Below are 17,923 nucleotides of genomic sequence, written 5' to 3'. Positions count from 1 at the left end.
TCGGCGTCGGCATCCGCATCGGCATCCGCATCGGCATCCGCATCCGCATCCGCATCCGCATCCGCATCCGCATCAGCATCAGCATCAGCATCAGCATCAGCATCAGCATCAGCATCAGCGTCGGCATCAGCATCCGCATCCGCATCGGCGTCGGCATCAGCATCAGCATCAGCATCAGCATCAGCATCAGCATCAGCGTCAGCATCGGCATCGGCATCGGCATCGGCATCGGCATCGGCATCGGCATCAGCATCAGCATCGGCGTCGGCGTCGGCGTCAGCATCAGCATCAGCATCGGCGTCGGCGTCAGCGTCGGCATCCGCATCTGCGTCCGCGTCGGTATCATCAATATCAACGGCGACCACGTTAGTCGGGACAGACTCATTCCCCGCAGGGTCCGTCAAGGTGACGGCAAGCGTTTCACCGTTAACCTGAGGCGTGTTCAAGGTCACTTGGAAGGTGCCATCATCTCCCACTGCCCCAGTGCCGATTACATTGCCATCGGTATCCTTTATGGTCACCGTGGCATTGGGTTCGCCTTTACCGCTGAGCGTTGCGCCGTCGGTGCTCAACGCCAGGTCGGTCGGTGCGGAAGGTGCGGTGGTATCACCCGCCACCACAGGGCTGGCAGGGGATTCATTGCCGGCAGCGTCTTTGAGAATGACGCTCAGCGTTTCGCCGTTAGTCTGCGGCGTGTTCAAGGTGACCTGGAAGCTGCCGTCATCCCCCACCGTGCCGGTGCCGATTACATTGCCATCGGCATCCTTTATGGTCACCGTGGCATTGGGTTCGCCCTTACCGCTGACGGTCAAACCGTCAGGGCTGACCTCCAACTCTGAAGCGGCGGCAGGTGCCGTGGTGTCACCGGCGACAACAGTTGCAGGCGGCGAGACTTGGCCCAAGGCATCCTTGAGGGTGACTTGCAGCGTTTCACCATTGGTTTGCGGTGTGCCCAGGCTGACCTGGAAATTACCGTCTGTGCCAACGGTGCTGGTACCGAGCACATTGCCCGCAGCATCTTTGACCGTTACCGTCGTGCCGCCCTGGCCTTTACCGGTGAGGAGCGTGCCCGCACTGTTGACGGCCAGACCGCTCGCGGCTCCTGGAGCGGCGGGTGGCGAATCGTTACCACCGCCTCCGCCGCCGCCACTCATTGCTGCGGCGGCGCCGCCCACGGCGAGGAGCCCCAGCCCCCACAGCACCCAGTTCGGAACGGAACTGTCTGCGGCGATGGCGGCCACACCCAGGTCGTCGAGGGTCGAAATCTCAGTGAAGGTGAAGCCCGAATAAGGCGTGGAATAGTTGCCGAGCAACAAAGTGCCGTCTGCACCTTCCAGCACCAGTTGGTTTTTCGCACCGTCGGCGCCCACCACAAAAAAGTTCTGAACCGTGACGGTCTCACCTGACTTCAGCGTGACTACCAGATTCTGCCCGGACTGTTGAAACGACTGAACGCTTTCCGGCCCGAAGGGCAACTTTACAATGCTGGTACCTTTGAGGCTGGTAGTTCCCAAGGCATGTTCCGTCGCCGTCCCCGTCGCCTTGTCGACAATTGTTATATTTTTCATCTCTCACCCGTTTCAATTTATGGACACACAAAGCTCAGCGCGAGCGAATGCCCACGACGGTGATTACCGTCGAGCGCTAAATTTGTTTTTGCGTTATTGGTGAACTGTTCGGACTAAGTGGCGATCACCCAACGCCCGTTTCTTCACGCAGTCGCGCGTTGATGGGCTCGGACTCGCGACTCACGGGCGGCAATTGATGTGACAGGCAGGTAAGCCTGGAAGGCGCCGCCACCGGCAATGAGTGGGTACGCCCGCAAGCCCACAACTCAAGCAATCGGGAGAGATGGAGAGCCATGAGACTGGCCTTGTCGAGTCCCTGACCGGTGTGGGCCAAAGCAGCTGATCGCTCGGCAACACTCGCTGTCCGCTTCCTTTCGCTAGCCATTTTTAAGGCACCTGCACAACTTGGAAAAAGTAAAACACTGCAGTGAAAACTGTGGAGGCATACCCAACTGAAAACGCCCTCCAGCCAGATACTAGCGAGGCAATAGCCGACATCAAAGGGAAAACTAAACAGGTATTAAGCACGCCTACTTAACGAACATGCCCATCACATATATGACGCCCATCAATTATTTTTTTATCATCACACCATGATAATTAATCACTCCCCACATGCGCTCTACATGATGAATCAATGATCAAAAACCGAGAAAAAACATCAAACCTTTCCAAGTTGTAATAATTTATTTCAAGGCGGTACACACCTCAAACAGGCTCATGCGAACCAGTTAGTTGATTAGTAATAAAAACGCATATAGCTGCGAAGCTCGCGTAATGCGAGGCAGCAAAAGTTGTTAGTCACGATGGGGACAGGTATTAGGGGATATATCGAGGGGGCAGGTGCACAAGGCGCCTGAAATGCTGCGAACGCATAGACAAGCCAACCTCCGAGAACCCACCCAAAGAGGGCTCTCGGAACTTGCCTTTATTGAGGTTTGCGATAGCTATTGATGATGGCCGAGAAGTCTTTACCCCCCTCCCCGCGCTGGCTCATCGACTGGTACAACTGCTGGGCCACTGCGCCGAGGATCACCGGCTGATGCGCCTGGCGTGCGGCTTCCGTGGCCAGGCCCAAATCCTTGAGCATCAGGTCGGCACCAAAGCCACCGGTATAGCCACGCGATGATGGCGCGGTTTCGATCACGCCCGGCCAGGGATTATAGGTATCGGAACTCCAGCAGCGCCCGGTGGAGCTGTTGATGATGCCGGCCAGCACTTGCGTATCAATGCCGAGCGCATCGCCCAGGGCCATGGCCTCACTGACGCCGACCATGCTGATACCCAGCAGCAGGTTGTTACAGATCTTGGCGATTTGCCCGGTGCCGACATCGCCGCAGTGCACGATGTTGCGGCCCATCTGCGCCAGCACCGGTTGCAGGGTAGCGAATAATTCCGGGTTGGCGCCGACCATAAAGGTCAGCGTCCCGGCCTGGGCACCGCCGGTGCCACCGGAGACCGGTGCATCGGCCACGGTCACGCCTTGTTTCGCTGCCGCTGCCGCTACATCACGGATGGTTTGCGGATCGATGGTGCTGCAATCCACCGCTGGGACGCCTTTGCCGATGCCCGCGAGCACACCGTCGTCATTGAGCCATACGCTGCGCACGTGAGCAGCGGCCGGCAGCATGGTAATCACCAGTTCCGCGCCCTGGGCCGCATCACGCGGTGAGCTGCTGATGGTGCCGCCCAGTTCGGCGAGTTCCTTGAGTACCGCCTGGTTCAGGTCGAACAGGTTAAGCGCGTGCCCAGCCTTGATCAGGTTGCGGGCCATGGGCGCGCCCATGTTGCCCAGGCCGATAAATGCAATCTTCATGGTCGTCTCCCAGGTTCAGCGCAGGTTGATGGTGGTGTTGACGCCATCGTTGACCGTGTCGTCATCGAACCAGCGGCTGGTGACGGTTTTGGTCTGGGTGTAGAACTGCACCACTTGCTTGCCGTACGGGCCCAGGTCGCCGAGCTTGGAACCGCGCGAGCCGGTGAAGCTGAAGAACGGCACTGGCACCGGAATCGGAATGTTGATGCCGACCTGGCCCACATCGATTTCGCTCTGGAATTTACGCGCCGCCGCACCACTTTGGGTGAACAGGCCCGTGCCATTGCCGAACGGGTTGGCGTTAACCAGGGCGATGGCTTGGTCGAGGGTGTCGACTTCCAGCACCACCAGCACCGGGCCGAAGATTTCCTCGGTGTAGATGCGCATGTCGGTGGTCACGCCCGAGAACAGAGTCGGGCCGACAAAGTTACCTTGTTCGAAGCCCGGCACCTTGATATCGCGGCCATCCAGCTCCAGCTTGGCGCCTTCTTTCACGCCGCTTTCGATCAGTTCAAGGATGCGTGCCTTGGCGCGCTTGGAGATCACCGGGCCGACATCCGTGCCGGCTTCGCTGCCAGCATTGACCTTGAGCTTTTGTGCCAGGGCCTTGAGATCCGGCAGCCACTGCTTGGACGCGCCCACCAGCACCACCACCGAGGTGGCCATGCAACGCTGGCCCGCCGCGCCGAAACCGGCGCCGACCAGGGCATTGAGGGTGTGTTCACGGTTGGCATCCGGCAGCACCACGGCGTGGTTCTTGGCGCCCATCATCGACTGCACGCGCTTGCCGTGTTTGCCGGCCAGGTCGTAGACATGGGTGCCGACGGCGGTGGAACCGACGAAGGACACGGCCTTGATATCTTTATGAGTACAGAGTGCATCCACCACGTCCTTACCGCCATGCACCACGTTGAGCACACCGGCCGGCACACCGGCTTCCAGCGCCAGCTCCACCAGCAGCATGGTCGACAACGGGTCTTGCTCGGAAGGCTTGAGGACGAAGGTATTACCGCAGGCAATCGCCATCGGGAACATCCACAGCGGAATCATCGCCGGGAAGTTGAACGGAGTGATGCCGGCGCACACACCGATAGGTTGGCGCAGGGTGTAGGTGTCCACGCCACCGGCCACGTTTTCGGCGAATTCGCCCATTTGCAGGGTGCCGATGGAACAGGCGTGTTCGACCACCTCCAGACCACGAAAAATATCGCCCTCGGCATCGGCAATGGTCTTGCCCTGCTCGGCGCTGAGGACCACGGCGATACGCTTGGAGTGTTCACGGATCAGGGCTTGCAGCTTGAGCATGATGCGCATCCGCGCACCGATCGGCGTCAGCTTCCAGGTCTGAAAGGCGCGATGGGCGGCGTCGATGGCAGCGTTGACTTCATCGGCAGTGGCAAACGGGACCTTGGCCAGCACTTGTTGGGTGGCCGGGTTGACGATGTCTTGCCACTCGGTGGTCTTGGATTCGACCCACTCGCCGTTGATCAGCAACTTGACCTGTTGCACGGAAATATCGGCAGATGCGTTCATGTGGTCTCCAGAATCTTGTAGTTATGCAGAGAACCAAGGCGTTGAATCGCCTTGAAGAATGAGGCGTTCGGACTGTTTTTGGAGTATAGATGTGCAAACTTCTAATAAGAACGCACATAAAAGCCGGTCCAATATGCAAAAAAACATCACCTCTCTAGGCGCCCTGAACTGGGATGACCTGAAGTTTTTCCTCGAAGTGGCGCGCACCCGCAAGGCCAGCGTGGCCGCCAAGCGCCTGGCGGTGGACTACACCACCGTGTCGCGGCGCATCAGTTCACTGGAAGTGTCGCTCGGTACGTTGCTGTTCGAAAAATCCCGGACCAACGGCTTCGTGCTCACCACCGAGGGCCAGCGTTTGCTCGGCTACGCGGAGTCCATCGAAAGCACCCTGCACATGGCCTGCGAACAAGTCTCCGGCTCCGGCGTGGCGCTGTCCGGCCATGTGCGCATGGGCTGCACCGAAGGGTTCGGTAGCTTCTTCGTCACCCCGCAGTTGAGCCATTTCGTCGACACTTATCCCGCGATCTCGGTAGACATCCTGCCCCTGCCCCACTTCATCAGCCTGTCCAAGCGCGAAGCCGACATCGTCATCGCCCTGGAGCGCCCGGAACACGGGCCGTATGTGTGCTGCAAACTGTGCGACTACAAACTGCAGCTGTACGCCACCCAGGACTACCTCGACCAACACCCGCCAATCCGCAAACCTGCGGATTTGGCCGAGCATCCGTTTATCAGCTACGTGGATGACCTGGCCTTCAGCTCGGAGCTGCTGTACCTGGCCAACGTGGTGCCCGGCGCCAGCGCCAGCCTGCGCAGTACCAGCGTGATCGCGCAGTACGTGGCGGCGCAGCAGGGCCGGTCGATGGCGATATTGCCGTGTTTTCTGGCGGCGCAGGATCCGCGCTTGTTGCCGGTGCTGGGAGAGCAGATTGCGATTACGCGGCAGTTCTGGATGTATTGCCGGGAGGATTTGAGGAAGTTGAAACGGATTACGTTGTTGTGGGATTACATCAGGGAGGTGACTGAGCAGAATCAAGGGTTGTTGATGGGGCAGACGCGGGAGATGCGGTTTGCAGGCTGAATGTGGGAGCTGGCTTGCCTGCGATAGCGGTGTATCAGCAAAAGCTATATCTACCGATCAACCGCCATCGCAGGCAAGCCAGCTCCCACATATTGAATGCATTTCAGCTGGGGGAAGGTGAACCCGCTTAGTCTGCGATCACAACAATCGACACCCGGCGATTCTCGGTGCGGCCTGCTGTGGTCGTATTCGGCGCCACCGGCTCGCTGCTGCCCAAACCGCGCAGTTGGATGTTTTCTTCTTTCATACCCACGCGGGTCAGCACCTTGCCCACGCTCTTGGCGCGGCGCAGGGACAGCGCCACGTTGTAGGGTTCTTTGCCCGAGGCGTCGGTGTGGCCGTCGACACGTACGCGCTCGATGCCCGCGCCTACCAGGGCCTGGCCGATGCGTTCGACGATGTCGGTGCTGGGTTTATTGAGGGTTTCGATGTCGCTGCCAAACAGGACCTTGCCGGACAGGCCGAAGGCCCAGCCCTCGTCGGTCAGCTCGAAGCCTTGCTGCTTGAGTACGGCGACTTGCGCCGGGGTGAGCCCCTTGGGCGGGGGCGTCTGGCAGCCGCTGAGGGCCAGGAAGGCAACGAGTAAGGAAATAAATAAAACGCGTGTGTTAGCGAACAAGGGAATCAACTCCTGTGTTGAACGTTGACGACGGGATGCTCCGACTCCGCCGTTTGCTGGCCGCCTGAAGACAGGCGTTTGGCCTGGTACATCGCCGCATCGGCGGCGTTGAGCAAGGTGCCGGGAGTGGCGCCATGATCGGGATAAATGGCAATGCCGATACTGAGGGAGGTCAACACCTGAGTACCCCCTGGCAGCGAAATCGGCACGTCCATGCTGGCAATGATTTTATCGGCGATGCGATGGGCGTCTTCGGCCTTGTGCAGCGGCGCCAGCAATACCGCAAATTCATCGCCGCCCAGGCGTGCCACCAGGTCATCCTCGCGCAGTTGCGCACGCACGCGATCGGCAACAGCCACCAACACGGCATCGCCAGCAGCGTGACCGAAGCTGTCGTTGATGTCTTTGAAGCGGTCGCTGTCGAGAAACAGCACCGCCACCCGCTCGTTGACCTTGGCGGCACTACGCAAGGCGCGAATAAGCCGGCCTTCGAAGAACGCGCGGTTGGGCAGGCCAGTGAGGCTGTCATGGCTGGCCTGGTGGGCCAGGGTTTCGTTTTCGCTTTGCAGGTGGCTCTGCCAGGCCTCCATCTCGCCGAGCAGGGCGTTGAAGTCGCTGCCCAGGCTGTCGAGTTCGGCGATCTGCGCCGAGGGTACGCGGCGGTCAAAGTCTCGCTCGCTGCGCGCGGCGTGAGCGACGGCGGCCAGGCGTTGCAGTGGCACGGTGATGCCATTTAACAGACGCCGCGACAAGTGCAAGGCCACCCAGGCGCTGAGGGCGGTGCAGATCAGAATCCCGATCAGGCCGCTGAGCAAGAAGCGCAACAGGCTGCCACCGTGGCCGACCAGATGGATGCTGCCGACGGTTTGCCCTTGGCGCAGAATCGGCTGGCTGATGGGCTGTTCGAGCAGGGCGTGCGCTATTTGCAACTCGACCCGTGACAACATGCCGGTTTCCGGGCGAACCCAGCGCGCCAGCAGCTTGCCGTTGATATCGAATACTTCTGCCTGGGCCACTTCTTCGGTGGAGGCGATCAGGCTCAGGGCTTCGGTGGCCGCCGCGCTGTCGTTGAACACTACAGCCGCTTCCACGGTGTAGTTGATGGAGCGGGCGATCAGGTGCAGGTTGTGCTCGGCGTAAACCCGCAGGGCAAGTACGCCGAGCAGGGTCAGGGACACACTGGCCAGGGTGACCGCCACCAGCGCCAGAATCATATGCCCGCGGGCAATCACCGAGCGCAGGGTCGGCCGCACTTTATCGCGGCTCATGAGCCAGGCGCTCGACGGCGAGACAACTGCAACACACTGGGATGGATACGCACGCCGCTGCGGGCGACGGAATCCAGGTTGACCTCGAACGACACCTGCTCATCGCTGACGCGCAGGCAGAACAGGCTGCCCACCGTGCACTGGTCGCCCCCTTCGCTAATGCTGAGTACAGGGTGGCCAATCAATGAGGTAAACAGGCGGTTGCGTTCGTCGGGGGTGATTTTGCCGATGTAGACGGCATCGCAGGCATTGACGATATCCGGATGATCGACCAGCAGGCGCCGTACCAGCACTGGACGACCGGTGGCCTGGGTGGTGCCTTTGACCAGGTCATCGGTGTACTGAGTCGGCCCCACAACACACAGCCGCAATTGCGCAGGCTCCACCGGCCATCGCGCATAACTGAGAATGCCCAGGACGACCTGGGTGACCGCCTGGGCGCGCTGCTCGGCGAGGCTCGGCGTCTGCGCCCAGACGCGCGGTGCGAGCAGGCACAGAACCGCCACCAGCAACATCCGTCTCCAGCTCAAACTGCGCTCTGTGGGCGAGACAGCCACGTTCATGCAGCACTTCTCTCAGGTATTTTCCAGGGTGATGCCGCAACGATAGCACAGCGGCGGGAAACCCCATGCCGCACGGCTGACACGAGGCCTACTATTTTTTCAGAAAAATCAGACATCTGAATCAGAAATATTTCATGACCTATCAGTCAGTTTTTCAGGCACGGCGTCCAACTCCAGCATCAACCCGCTCAAACGCTTGACCTTGCGCCGTACCGCCTCCTCAAACACCCCACCGCGGGGCTCGATCAAGCTGAACCAGCGCTTGGCGCGGGTAATACCGGTATAGATCAACTCCTTGGTCAACACCGGGTTCAAAGCGTCCGGAAGGATCAGCGCCGTATGGGTGAACTCCGAGCCCTGGGATTTGTGCACGGTCATCGCATACACGGTTTCAACATCATTCAAGCGGCTGGGCAGCACAAAACGTACGCCGCCCTGGCCATCGTTACGTGGGAAGGCCACCCGCAGCACGTGGGAGCCGCCCTCGTTTTCGGGCAACTTCAACGCGATACCGATGTCGCCGTTCATCAGGCCCAGGCCGTAATCGTTACGGGTCATCAGTACCGGACGACCTTCGTACCACTGCTCGTCGCCTTCGATCAGGCGTACTTTGCGCAGGGCCGCGGTGATGCGCTGATTCAACCCTTCAACGCCCCAAGGGCCTTTGCGCACGGCGCAGAGCAGTTGGAACGCATCGAAGGCTTGCAGCAACTGTTGCGCCCAATGCGTCCAGGCCGCGTCATCACGTGGCGTATCCAAGGGTGGACGTGCCGATTGCAGCAGATTCAGGTAGTAGCGATAGCCTTGGGCGCCGTCGTCCTGGCCGTCCAGCACCAGGCGCTCAAGGGCATAGTCATGCTCGCCCTTGAGGCTGACGCAAAACAGGTCGTCATGACGACCTGCGGCCAACAGCTGACGTGCCTGTTCGGCATTTTGCTGGTTGACCCAGCGCGCCAGCTGGCCGATGCCGCTGCCTTCGCCGAAACGACGTGAATAGCGCAGCATCACCACCTGCTGGGCCAGGGGATGGCTACCGTCGAGGTCTTCTTGCAGGCCGCTGGCACTGAGGTCTTCGCCGCTGACGGCTTGCAGCCATTGCCGAGTGTGCGGGCTGTACCAGCCGTCTTCGGCATCACGACACAAATCACCGAGTACCGCACCCGCTTCCACCGACGCCAATTGGTCCTTGTCGCCCAGCAATACCAGACGCGCATGGGATGGCAAGGCGTCGAGCAGGTTGGCCATCATTTCCAGGTCGATCATCGAGGCTTCATCCACCACCAGCACGTCCAACGGCAATGGATTACCGAGGTGATGCCGGAAGTGGCGAGTACCGGGACGACTGCCCAGCAGGCGGTGAACCGTGGTGACCTGCGTCGGGATTTTTTCCCGCACGCTGTCGGGCACTGTCAGCGACAGCACTTGCTGGCTGATGGATTCGGTCAGGCGCGCAGCGGCTTTACCGGTGGGCGCGGCCAGGCGAATGCGCAACGGGCTGCCGGACTCCACGGCGGGCGCCTGCAGCAACGCAAGCAGGCGCACTACGGTGGTGGTCTTGCCGGTGCCGGGGCCGCCGGTGACGATACTGAATGCGCCGCGGGTAGCCAGCGCACAGGCAAGTTTTTGCCAATCAATCACCCCATCCGGCGCCGGTTGGTCGAACAGGCGGTTGAGGCGTTGTGGCAAATCGGCAGCTGCGGGCTCCACGCTCGCGAGGCGCAGGCGCAGGGCGCGATCGATACGTCGCTCGTAGGTCCAGTAGCGGCGCAGGTACAGGCGTTTGCCGGACAACACCAATGGCCGGCTCTGGGCCACGTCGCTGCCATCGACCGCCAGCGCGACCAGTGGGCTGCCCGCCATGGCATGGCACCAATGGGCACCGTCCAGGCCGTGCAGCAACTGCGACGGCAGCAGCATGGCGCCGGTGTGCAGGTCGCCTTCGGGCGGCAAAGACAGGGCGAAGTCCGGCGTCTTGAGGGTTTCGAACAGGTCCAGGCAGACGTGGCCATGGCCCAGTTGATGGCTGGTCAACGCGGCCGCCAGCAGCACCAAGGGATCGGCCTGGGCATCAAGCTCGTGCAGGAAGCCGACGAAGGCTTTGTCCAGGGCCCGCAACCAGCCACGCTCGACCCAACGCTCAAGCAACTGCACCAGGTCAGTGGCGTGACTCAGCGGTGCCAGCTCCTCCAGCGGTAACGGCGACAGGCTCATAGCAACACTCCTTGTTCCCAGACGGGCTCGACCTTGGGCGCAATTGGCTTGCCCTGGAACAACAGGTCCAGGCTTTCGATCAGCTCACGGGGCGGCCGGGTGAAATACGCCCCCTGGCTCACCGACTGGGTGCCACGCAGGAACAGGTACAAGGCGCCGCCGACGTGCTGGTCGTAGTCATAATCGGGCAGGCGTGCCTTGAGCTGGCGATGCAGGGCCAGCAGGTAAAGTACGTATTGCAGGTCGTACCGATGCTCAAGGATCGACTGCTCCATGGCTTGCTGGGTGTAGGCCGAATCGTCGGGGCCGAGCCAGTTGGATTTGTAGTCCGCCACGTAGTAGCGCCCCTCGTGTTCGAACGTCAGGTCGATAAATCCCTTGAACATGCCGTTGAGCAGCACCGGCTCCGCGGCCACACGGGAAACGCCGCCGTGGGTGTGCCGGCACACCAGCTTGTCGAGGGCGAGCACATCGACTGTGTGACTGGCGAACCAGAACTCCATTTCAATCTGGTACTGCTCAAGACCGCTGAGGGTCACGTGGTCGTTGTACAGCGGCAACGGCGTTTGCAACAGATGCCCCAGCCAGCCGCTGAGGGTAACGATCCAGCCTTCCCAATTGCGGCGGTTACAGCGTGCGCCCACGGCCTTTTCGATGGCCTCGGGCGTCACGTTGAAACCCTCTTCACCGGCCCACTCCAACAAGCCGTGGAGGAAGGTGCCTGGATTAGGCCCGCGTGGGAAACGGTGAATATCACCGCCGGACGCCACCACTTCCCGTGGTGCATCGGGGTCGAGGCGTTCGTCATCGAACAGCTTCTGGGCCTGCGGGCTTTCCGGCGCTTCGAGGCTGGCGGCGCTCATGCTGTCGCCAATGCGCAAGGCACTGTAGGAGGCAATCCACCAGTTTTCCGCAGCCTTGCGTTTGGGCAGCAATGGCGCAAGCAACGTCGCTTCATTGCGCGGCGGGTGAAACAGGATGTCCTGGATATGCGGCACAAGGCCATAACGGATGGCCAGGCAACCTTCCTGTAAATCCAGCAACCAGCGCGCCAGGCCGGTGGACTCGCCCAACGACGTCCCGCCCCCCAGCAAATACCCCAATGCCGACAGGTGCAAGACCGAGCTGCTGTTATTTCCGCGCTTGAGGTCGGCAATGCCCAGCCAGCACGCGTGTTTGGCGCGGGTCAAGGCCACGTAGAACAAACGCAGGTCTTCGGCCAGGCGCTCGTCATCGGCTTGGGCGATCAGCTCGGCCGTTGGCCGCAGGCTCACTTGGGACTTGCCGTGTTCATCGTGGTAATGCAGCGGCAAGCGACTGCCATCCACCGGTTTGGCCGAGCAGATGAAGGGCAAGAACACCAGGTCGTATTCCAGGCCCTTGGATTTGTGGATGGTCACCACCTTGACCAGTTGCTCATCGCTTTCCAGACGCAGGATCTGTTCTTCACCGGCCTGGCCCGACAGTGCCAGGTGTTCGGCCAAGTGGCGGATCAACGCCTGTTCACCATCGAGTTCCGACGCGGCTTGTTGCAGCAACTCACTGAGGTGCAACAGGTTGGTCAGCACGCGCTCGCCATCACTGCGGGCGATAAGGGTTTGAGGCAGCTTGAAGTCGTGGAGCAGGCGACGCAGCATCGGCAGCACGCCTTGGGTGCGCCAGATTGCGCGGTAGCCACGGAACTGCATCACGCGCGATTCCCACGCCAATTCGTCCTGGTTCAGACGCTCCAGTTCCGCCAGGGACAGGTTCAAGGTGACGCAGGCCAGGGCGGCGCGCAGCGGGCGCTCGACATCCGGCTCGGCGCAGGCCTTGAGCCAGGCCAGCAGGTCGTGAGCTTCCTGGGCGGCGAAAACCGAGTCCTTATCCGACAGGTACACACTGCGCACGCCACGGCTGGCCAACTCAGCGCGCACGGCCTGGGCTTCCTTGCCGTCACGTACGAGGATGGCGATGTCTGACGGCAATACGCCCTTGAGGCTGCCCTCTTTTACAAAACCTGCTGTGCCTTGCTGCCCACCATTGAGCAACGCGACGATCTGTGTGGCGCAGGCCGCAGCCAAGTGCTGACGGTAAACCGCGGTGGAAATCGGCTGGTCGGTAGGCAGGTGCCACAGGTTCATGGCCGGCAACGGTTGGCCGTCAACCTGCAGGTGCTCGCTGCGGCCCTGGGACAGCACCGGGTGAAACGGCACCGGGTTCTCGCCGTTGGGCTCGCGGAACAGGAACGCACCACGGCCGGTTTCCGCACGCTGGAACACGTGGTTCACCGCTTCGACCATCGCATGGCTGGAGCGGAAGTTGGTGCCCAGGGTGTGATGGCGGCCGGTGGTGGACTGCCGGGCGCGCAGGTAGGTGTAGATGTCGGCACCGCGAAAGGCGTAGATCGCCTGCTTCGGGTCGCCGATCAAGAACAGGCCACTGTCCAGATGGTTTTCGTCGATGCGGTAGATGCTGTCGAAGATGCTGTATTGCACCGGGTCGGTGTCTTGAAATTCATCAATCAGCGCCACCGGGAATTGCTCACGGATCACACTGGCCAGGCGCTCGCCACCGTCTGCCTGAAGGGCCGCGTTGAGGCGGATCAGCATGTCGTCGAAGCCCATTTCAGCGCGGCGACGTTTCTCTTCTTCGAAGCGTTTACCCACCCAGCCAGCCGCATGTTGCAATACCGCGGCGTCGGGCGTTGGCAATGCATCGAGGCTGGCTTTGAGGCCGGCCATCGCCTCGATCCCCGGGTGCTGCGGCGGTTCGCCCTTCCAGGCTTCGGCCATGCCCTCGGGCGTCAGGCGCGTGAAGCCGGTACCGATGTCCAATTGCTCCAGGGTTTCATCGGCGGCCCAGGCACTGATCTTTTCGAACCAGGGTTCGAAGTAGCGCGCTTGCATCTTGCGCCCATCGACCGTTTTGGCGGCGACGGCTTGCAGGCAGATATCGCGCAGCTCGGCCGCCCATTGTTGCCAGGGTGCCTTGAGGGTCGTCAGCGCGGCGCGACGCTCTTGCAAACAAGCGTTGATCAGTTCGGCCGGCTCGCGACTTTCGTCGGTGGGCCGCTCGCTGCCGAACAGCGCACGCACCCTTGGCATCAGCGCCGCGGGGCCGCCCCAATTGTTGCGCACCCAGTTGAGCGCATCGTCGTGCATCGGGTAGCAGAACAATCGCCAGTAATCGCGCAGCACTTCGCCCAGCAGGTCGCTATGGTCAGTTTCCAGGGTCTGGGTGAACAGGCTGCCACTGTCGAACGCATGTTCACGCAACATGCGCTGGCACCAGCTGTGGATAGTCGAGACGGCGGCTTCATCCATCCATTGCGCGGCGATGTCCAGGCGGTTGGCGCAGGCCGGCCATTGCTGCGGAGCGTATTGCTCGCGCAGGTCGGCGATCAACGCATCGGGCTGTTCGATTTCGTCGCGAAAGAAGCGCGCAGCTTCGGCCAGGCGGATGCGGATGCGTTCACGCAGCTCCTTGGTGGCCGCATCGGTGAACGTGACGACGAGAATTTGCGGCGGCAGCAGTTCGCGGCCGAAGCCTGACTCATCACCACCATGGCCGAGCACCAGGCGCAGGTATAACGCGGAGATGGTGAAGGTCTTGCCAGTGCCGGCACTGGCTTCAATCAACTGGCTGCCTTTAAGCGGGAATGCCAGGGCCAAGGGTTTGCCGATCATGCGCTGGCCTCCGCGCTGGAAAGCGATCGCCATGGTGCGTTGATGAGCGGGCGATACAGGGTTTCGCACCAGCCTTCGAATTCCTCACTGGCGACCAACGCCGCGTAGTCGGGAAATTGCCGCGTGAGAGCAGGCGTTTCGCGGCGTTCGCCGTCAGTGGTGATGCCATCGCCTTCGTAAGCTTTGCTGGCCGCGGCTTGGGCCTTGGCGGGGTCAGTTTGGCCGAGCCAGGCGAAAGCGGTTTTTACTGCAACGGGCAGCGGTGTGCTCATACCGGTGTGCCAAGCCAGCAGCAGGTTGCCGAGGATTTCCTGGGCAGTAGGTTTATCCAACGGCTCGAGCAGCAAGGTGTCGTCACTTGCTACCAGGCCGGTACTCAATGGCAGGCCACAGGCGCAGGCCACCACATGGTTGACCCAAGGGCGGATCAAGCGATGCCACTTGCGTGTCTTGATCGAGCCAATGCTATTGGGGATGGTGGTAACGCTTAACAGGCCGCCATCACTGCGGCGATGCAAGCCGCTGATCCAGCCTTCCAACTGAATGCCTCGATACTCAAAACTGATAGGTTCAGCGCCGGTATGTGGGGTCGGCCACAGCGCCAGAAGCTGTTGATAGCGCTGCACCAGGTCAGGCAACGGCTCGATCAACTCCTTACGCAGGCACTCACCGAAACCGACCATCGGCAACAGGCCACTGCCCTGCAAACGCAGGGCTTGGGCGTTGAGGGCCTGGTCGAGGTGATCGGGGTGGGTCAGTGCAGCATTTAGCAGACTGTCGCTGAGGCTATAGCGCTGCAGTGCGTCGAGGACGAAGGGTTCTTCGTCAGCCAGAGGCACTTCTGCGTCTTCGAAGAATACTTTCAGACGCTGGCTGAAGAAATGTTTGACTGGGTTGCGCAAGAAGTCCTGCAACTGACCGAGGCTCAGGGGTTCTTCCTGTTGATGCTGCAGCAATACATTCGCTGGGGGCATGACATCCCGCGCTTCATGCAGCAATTGCCATTCGCGGGCGTAGCTGAACAGTGGATCGCCTTCATGGAAGTAGCGGGCGCTGAAGGGTTGGAGCGGGTGTTCCTGGGTCATTGCGTCGATCAGCGGCTTATCGCTGCCGGCGTGCTGCCAGCCGCTGGCGAGGTGGTCGCGCAACTGGCCGATCAATACCGAGGCAGGGCGATCGCTGTTATCGCGGATGCTGCGGCCAACCCAACTGATATAGAGCTGGTCGCGGGCCGAGAGCAGCGCTTCGAGCAGTAAGTAGCGGTCGTCTTCGCGGCGCGAACGGTCACCGGGACGGTAGTCGCTGCCCATCAGGTCGAAGTCCAGCGGCGGTTGTGCTCGTGGGTAGTCGCCGTCGTTCATGCCGAGCAGGCAGACCAGCTTGAACGGGATCGCACGCATGGGCATCAGGGTACAAAAATTGACAGCTCCGGCGAGAAAGCGCTGGGACAAGCGACCCTGATCCAATCCGGCCAGCCATGCCTCACGGACGACCGTAAGCGGTAACTCGTCCTGCAAGCCAACGGATTCGCAGGTTTCCAGCCAGGTCTCTCTCAGTTGCTCAAGCTGGCCCAAGAGGTAGTCATCGTGCTCGCTGCTGGGCAGGAAGAACAGCTGCATCAAGCGTTGCAATCGCTCGCCCCACACCCTGGGAGCAGCCGGTTGTGATAACGCCTGATGGGCATCATTCAAGGCATCGAGCAGGGCGACCAGCGGGCCGATCAATGCCGCATCGAGGCCGCCGATTTCGTCGTAGGGCTCAATACCTTCACAGGCCATGCCAGTGCCGACTGCATAGCCCAGCAACATACGGCGCAGGCCGAATCGCCAGCTGTTTTGTTCCAGATCTGTGGGTAGACCCAAACCGACACGTTGTTCGGCGTTCAGCCCCCAGCGGATACCGGCGCCTTCGATCCAGCGATGCAGGGTGGGCAGGTCGCGCTCTTTGATAGCAAAACGCTCACGCAGGGCGGGAACGTCGAGCAGGTCGAGGATTTCACTGACGGGGAAACGACTGTCGGGAAGCTTGAGCAGATGTTCGACGGCGATCAGTAGCGGGTCGCGGCCGCGTTGGCCTTGGTCTGTCAGGGTAAAGGGGATGAAGCGTGGGTCATTTCGCTCAAGCTGGCCGAAGACCGCGCGGATGTGCGGCGCGTAGCTGTCGACGTCGGGAACCATGACGATGATGTCCCGAGGGCGCAACGTTGGATCGGCGCTGAAGCGTTGGAGCAATTGGTCGTGGAGGATTTCCACTTCGCGCTGGGCGCTGTGGGCAATGTGGAACCGGATGGACGTATCATGCTCCAGATCAACAGCGGGCCACAGTTCGCGGGTTTCATTCAGCGGGCGCAGTTCGAGGATATCGTCCTGCAGCTGGTTGAGCAGCGTGGTGGGTTCGCTGTCGCTGAACAGATCGATGCGCCCATCGCGAAATGCCGCGCGGTAGCTGTTGGGGTCATCGTAGCTGTCCAACAAACTGATGTAATCACGGCCCTGCTTGCCCCAGGCCGCCAGTAGCGGATGGGCGTGCTGGTGCAAGGTTTGGGGATCGATAGTGACCGGCATACCGGCTTTGCGCGCCTGGCGCTTGTATTCATTACGCAGTAAATCCTTGTCGGCGACGATGTCGGACCAATGATGGCGGCAAGGGTTATGTACACAGAGCAGGACCTGGCTGAAACGGGCCAGGCCAGCGAGGGCTTCCAGTGCTTGGGCCGGCAGTGATGAAATGCCGAATACAATCACCCGGGAAGGCAAGCCGGGCGGCGCTTGCTCAAGGCTGTTGATGCGCTCGATGAAGCGCTGGTGAACGCCTGCTCGGCTTTCAGCCATGCCCTCCTCTCCTACATCCAGCAGCAGCGCACGCCATAACTCGGCTTGCCAGCAGTTGGCAGGGTTGAGGGGCTTGGATTCGCCTCGACCATTGCGCAGTTGGTGCCGACCTGCGGCCCAGTCTTCCAGCCAATCAGCGCGGTAGACCTGGTATTGGTCGAACAAATCGGCCAGGCGCTCGGCAAGTTGGTAGCGTTTACGCAGGTCGGTGTCTTGAGTCAGGAAGCGCTGTAGGGGCTCAAAATGCGGCTGGCCAATCAGTTCGGGTAACAGGCGCATAAGACGCCAGGTCAGCGGGGCTTTATCGAGCAGGGACTTGGGTGGAATTTCATCACGGCCCAGGACCATGCGGTAGAGCTGCCACATAAAGCTGCCAGGCAGTTGCACGTCGATTGCTGCGGCAATGCCGCAGCCGCCCATATCATCTTCTTGCGGATCTTCAGCCAAGGCCAGCTTGAGCCATTGGGCGATGCCGTTGCTTTGTACCAACGCGATTTCGTTTTCCAAAGGCGCCAGTGGATAACGGCGCATCCAGCTGACCACCAGGCTGCGCAGTTCGTCCAGGCGGTTGCCGTGAACCACCATGAATCCAGGGCTGAGGGACGTCGCGTCCGGCATAACGGCTTCCTTGGGAAAAGCAAAATCGAGGGGTGGACTTTAGCACTGTGGTGCATGGGGCGGACACAGCCTGACAGCCGTGCGCGGATAGAGTGGACACTTTTCGACCGCCCAAAACAAAACCCCTGTTTGCGTTAGCAAACAGGG

Annotated in this window: 10 protein-coding genes; 1 reads left to right on the top strand and 9 read right to left on the bottom strand. The window is 61.0% G+C overall.

The features are described 5' to 3' along the window. The 3 genes from E4O98_RS26170 to E4O98_RS26160 form a co-directional block, all read right to left on the bottom strand. On the bottom strand, nt 1–1,568 hold a 1,568-nt coding region (locus E4O98_RS26170), incomplete at its 3' end, for an Ig-like domain-containing protein (protein ID WP_248136671.1). 928 nt (nt 1,569–2,496) lie between these two features. Further along, complete coding sequence (mmsB, locus tag E4O98_RS26165) at nt 2,497–3,384, bottom strand: 3-hydroxyisobutyrate dehydrogenase (protein WP_248136669.1); 888 nt, start codon at nt 3,382–3,384, stop codon at nt 2,497–2,499. 15 nt (nt 3,385–3,399) lie between these two features. Then, entirely contained in the window at nt 3,400–4,917 is a 1,518-nt protein-coding gene (locus tag E4O98_RS26160; RefSeq protein WP_032879481.1) for a CoA-acylating methylmalonate-semialdehyde dehydrogenase, read from the bottom strand. 133 nt (nt 4,918–5,050) lie between these two features. Here E4O98_RS26160 and E4O98_RS26155 point away from each other — a divergent pair, with 133 nt between their 5' ends. After that, entirely contained in the window at nt 5,051–5,998 is a 948-nt protein-coding gene (locus E4O98_RS26155; protein ID WP_032879480.1) for a LysR family transcriptional regulator, read from the top strand. Nucleotides 5,999–6,125: 127 nt separating this feature from the next. On the opposite strand, the gene E4O98_RS26150 is transcribed toward E4O98_RS26155, so the two are convergent. The 6 genes from E4O98_RS26150 to recC form a co-directional block, all read right to left on the bottom strand. Next, the gene (locus E4O98_RS26150; protein ID WP_032879478.1) at nt 6,126–6,617 is read right to left on the bottom strand and encodes an OmpA family protein; all 492 of its coding nucleotides are present in this window, start codon (nt 6,615–6,617) and stop codon (nt 6,126–6,128) included. 5 nt (nt 6,618–6,622) lie between these two features. After that, nucleotides 6,623–7,885, bottom strand: a complete 1,263-nt coding sequence (locus tag E4O98_RS26145) for a diguanylate cyclase (protein ID WP_032879477.1) — start codon at nt 7,883–7,885, stop codon at nt 6,623–6,625. Continuing rightward, on the bottom strand, nt 7,882–8,448 hold the full coding sequence (locus tag E4O98_RS26140; RefSeq protein WP_032879475.1) for a YfiR family protein: 567 nt from the start codon (nt 8,446–8,448) through the stop codon (nt 7,882–7,884). The genes E4O98_RS26145 and E4O98_RS26140 overlap by 4 nt, the downstream gene beginning before the upstream one ends. A gap of 132 nt (nt 8,449–8,580) precedes the next feature. Then, nucleotides 8,581–10,659 (bottom strand): exodeoxyribonuclease V subunit alpha, encoded by a 2,079-nt coding sequence (recD, locus tag E4O98_RS26135; protein ID WP_248136667.1) that lies wholly within the window; start codon nt 10,657–10,659, stop codon nt 8,581–8,583. Further along, nucleotides 10,656–14,327 (bottom strand): exodeoxyribonuclease V subunit beta, encoded by a 3,672-nt coding sequence (recB, locus tag E4O98_RS26130; RefSeq protein WP_248136665.1) that lies wholly within the window; start codon nt 14,325–14,327, stop codon nt 10,656–10,658. The genes recD and recB overlap by 4 nt, the downstream gene beginning before the upstream one ends. Continuing rightward, nucleotides 14,324–17,776, bottom strand: coding sequence for an exodeoxyribonuclease V subunit gamma (gene recC / locus E4O98_RS26125; RefSeq protein ID WP_248136663.1), 3,453 nt, complete (start codon nt 17,774–17,776; stop codon nt 14,324–14,326). Before recC ends, recB begins: the two co-directional genes overlap by 4 nt. Nucleotides 17,777–17,923: the final 147 nt, after the last annotated feature.

The sequence above is a fragment of the Pseudomonas sp. W2Jun17 genome (assembly GCF_023127795.1).
Lineage (GTDB): Bacteria > Pseudomonadota > Gammaproteobacteria > Pseudomonadales > Pseudomonadaceae > Aquipseudomonas > Aquipseudomonas synxantha_A.
Note: the sequence above shows the minus strand (reverse complement) of the source record. Positions and strands in the feature narration are given on the sequence as shown.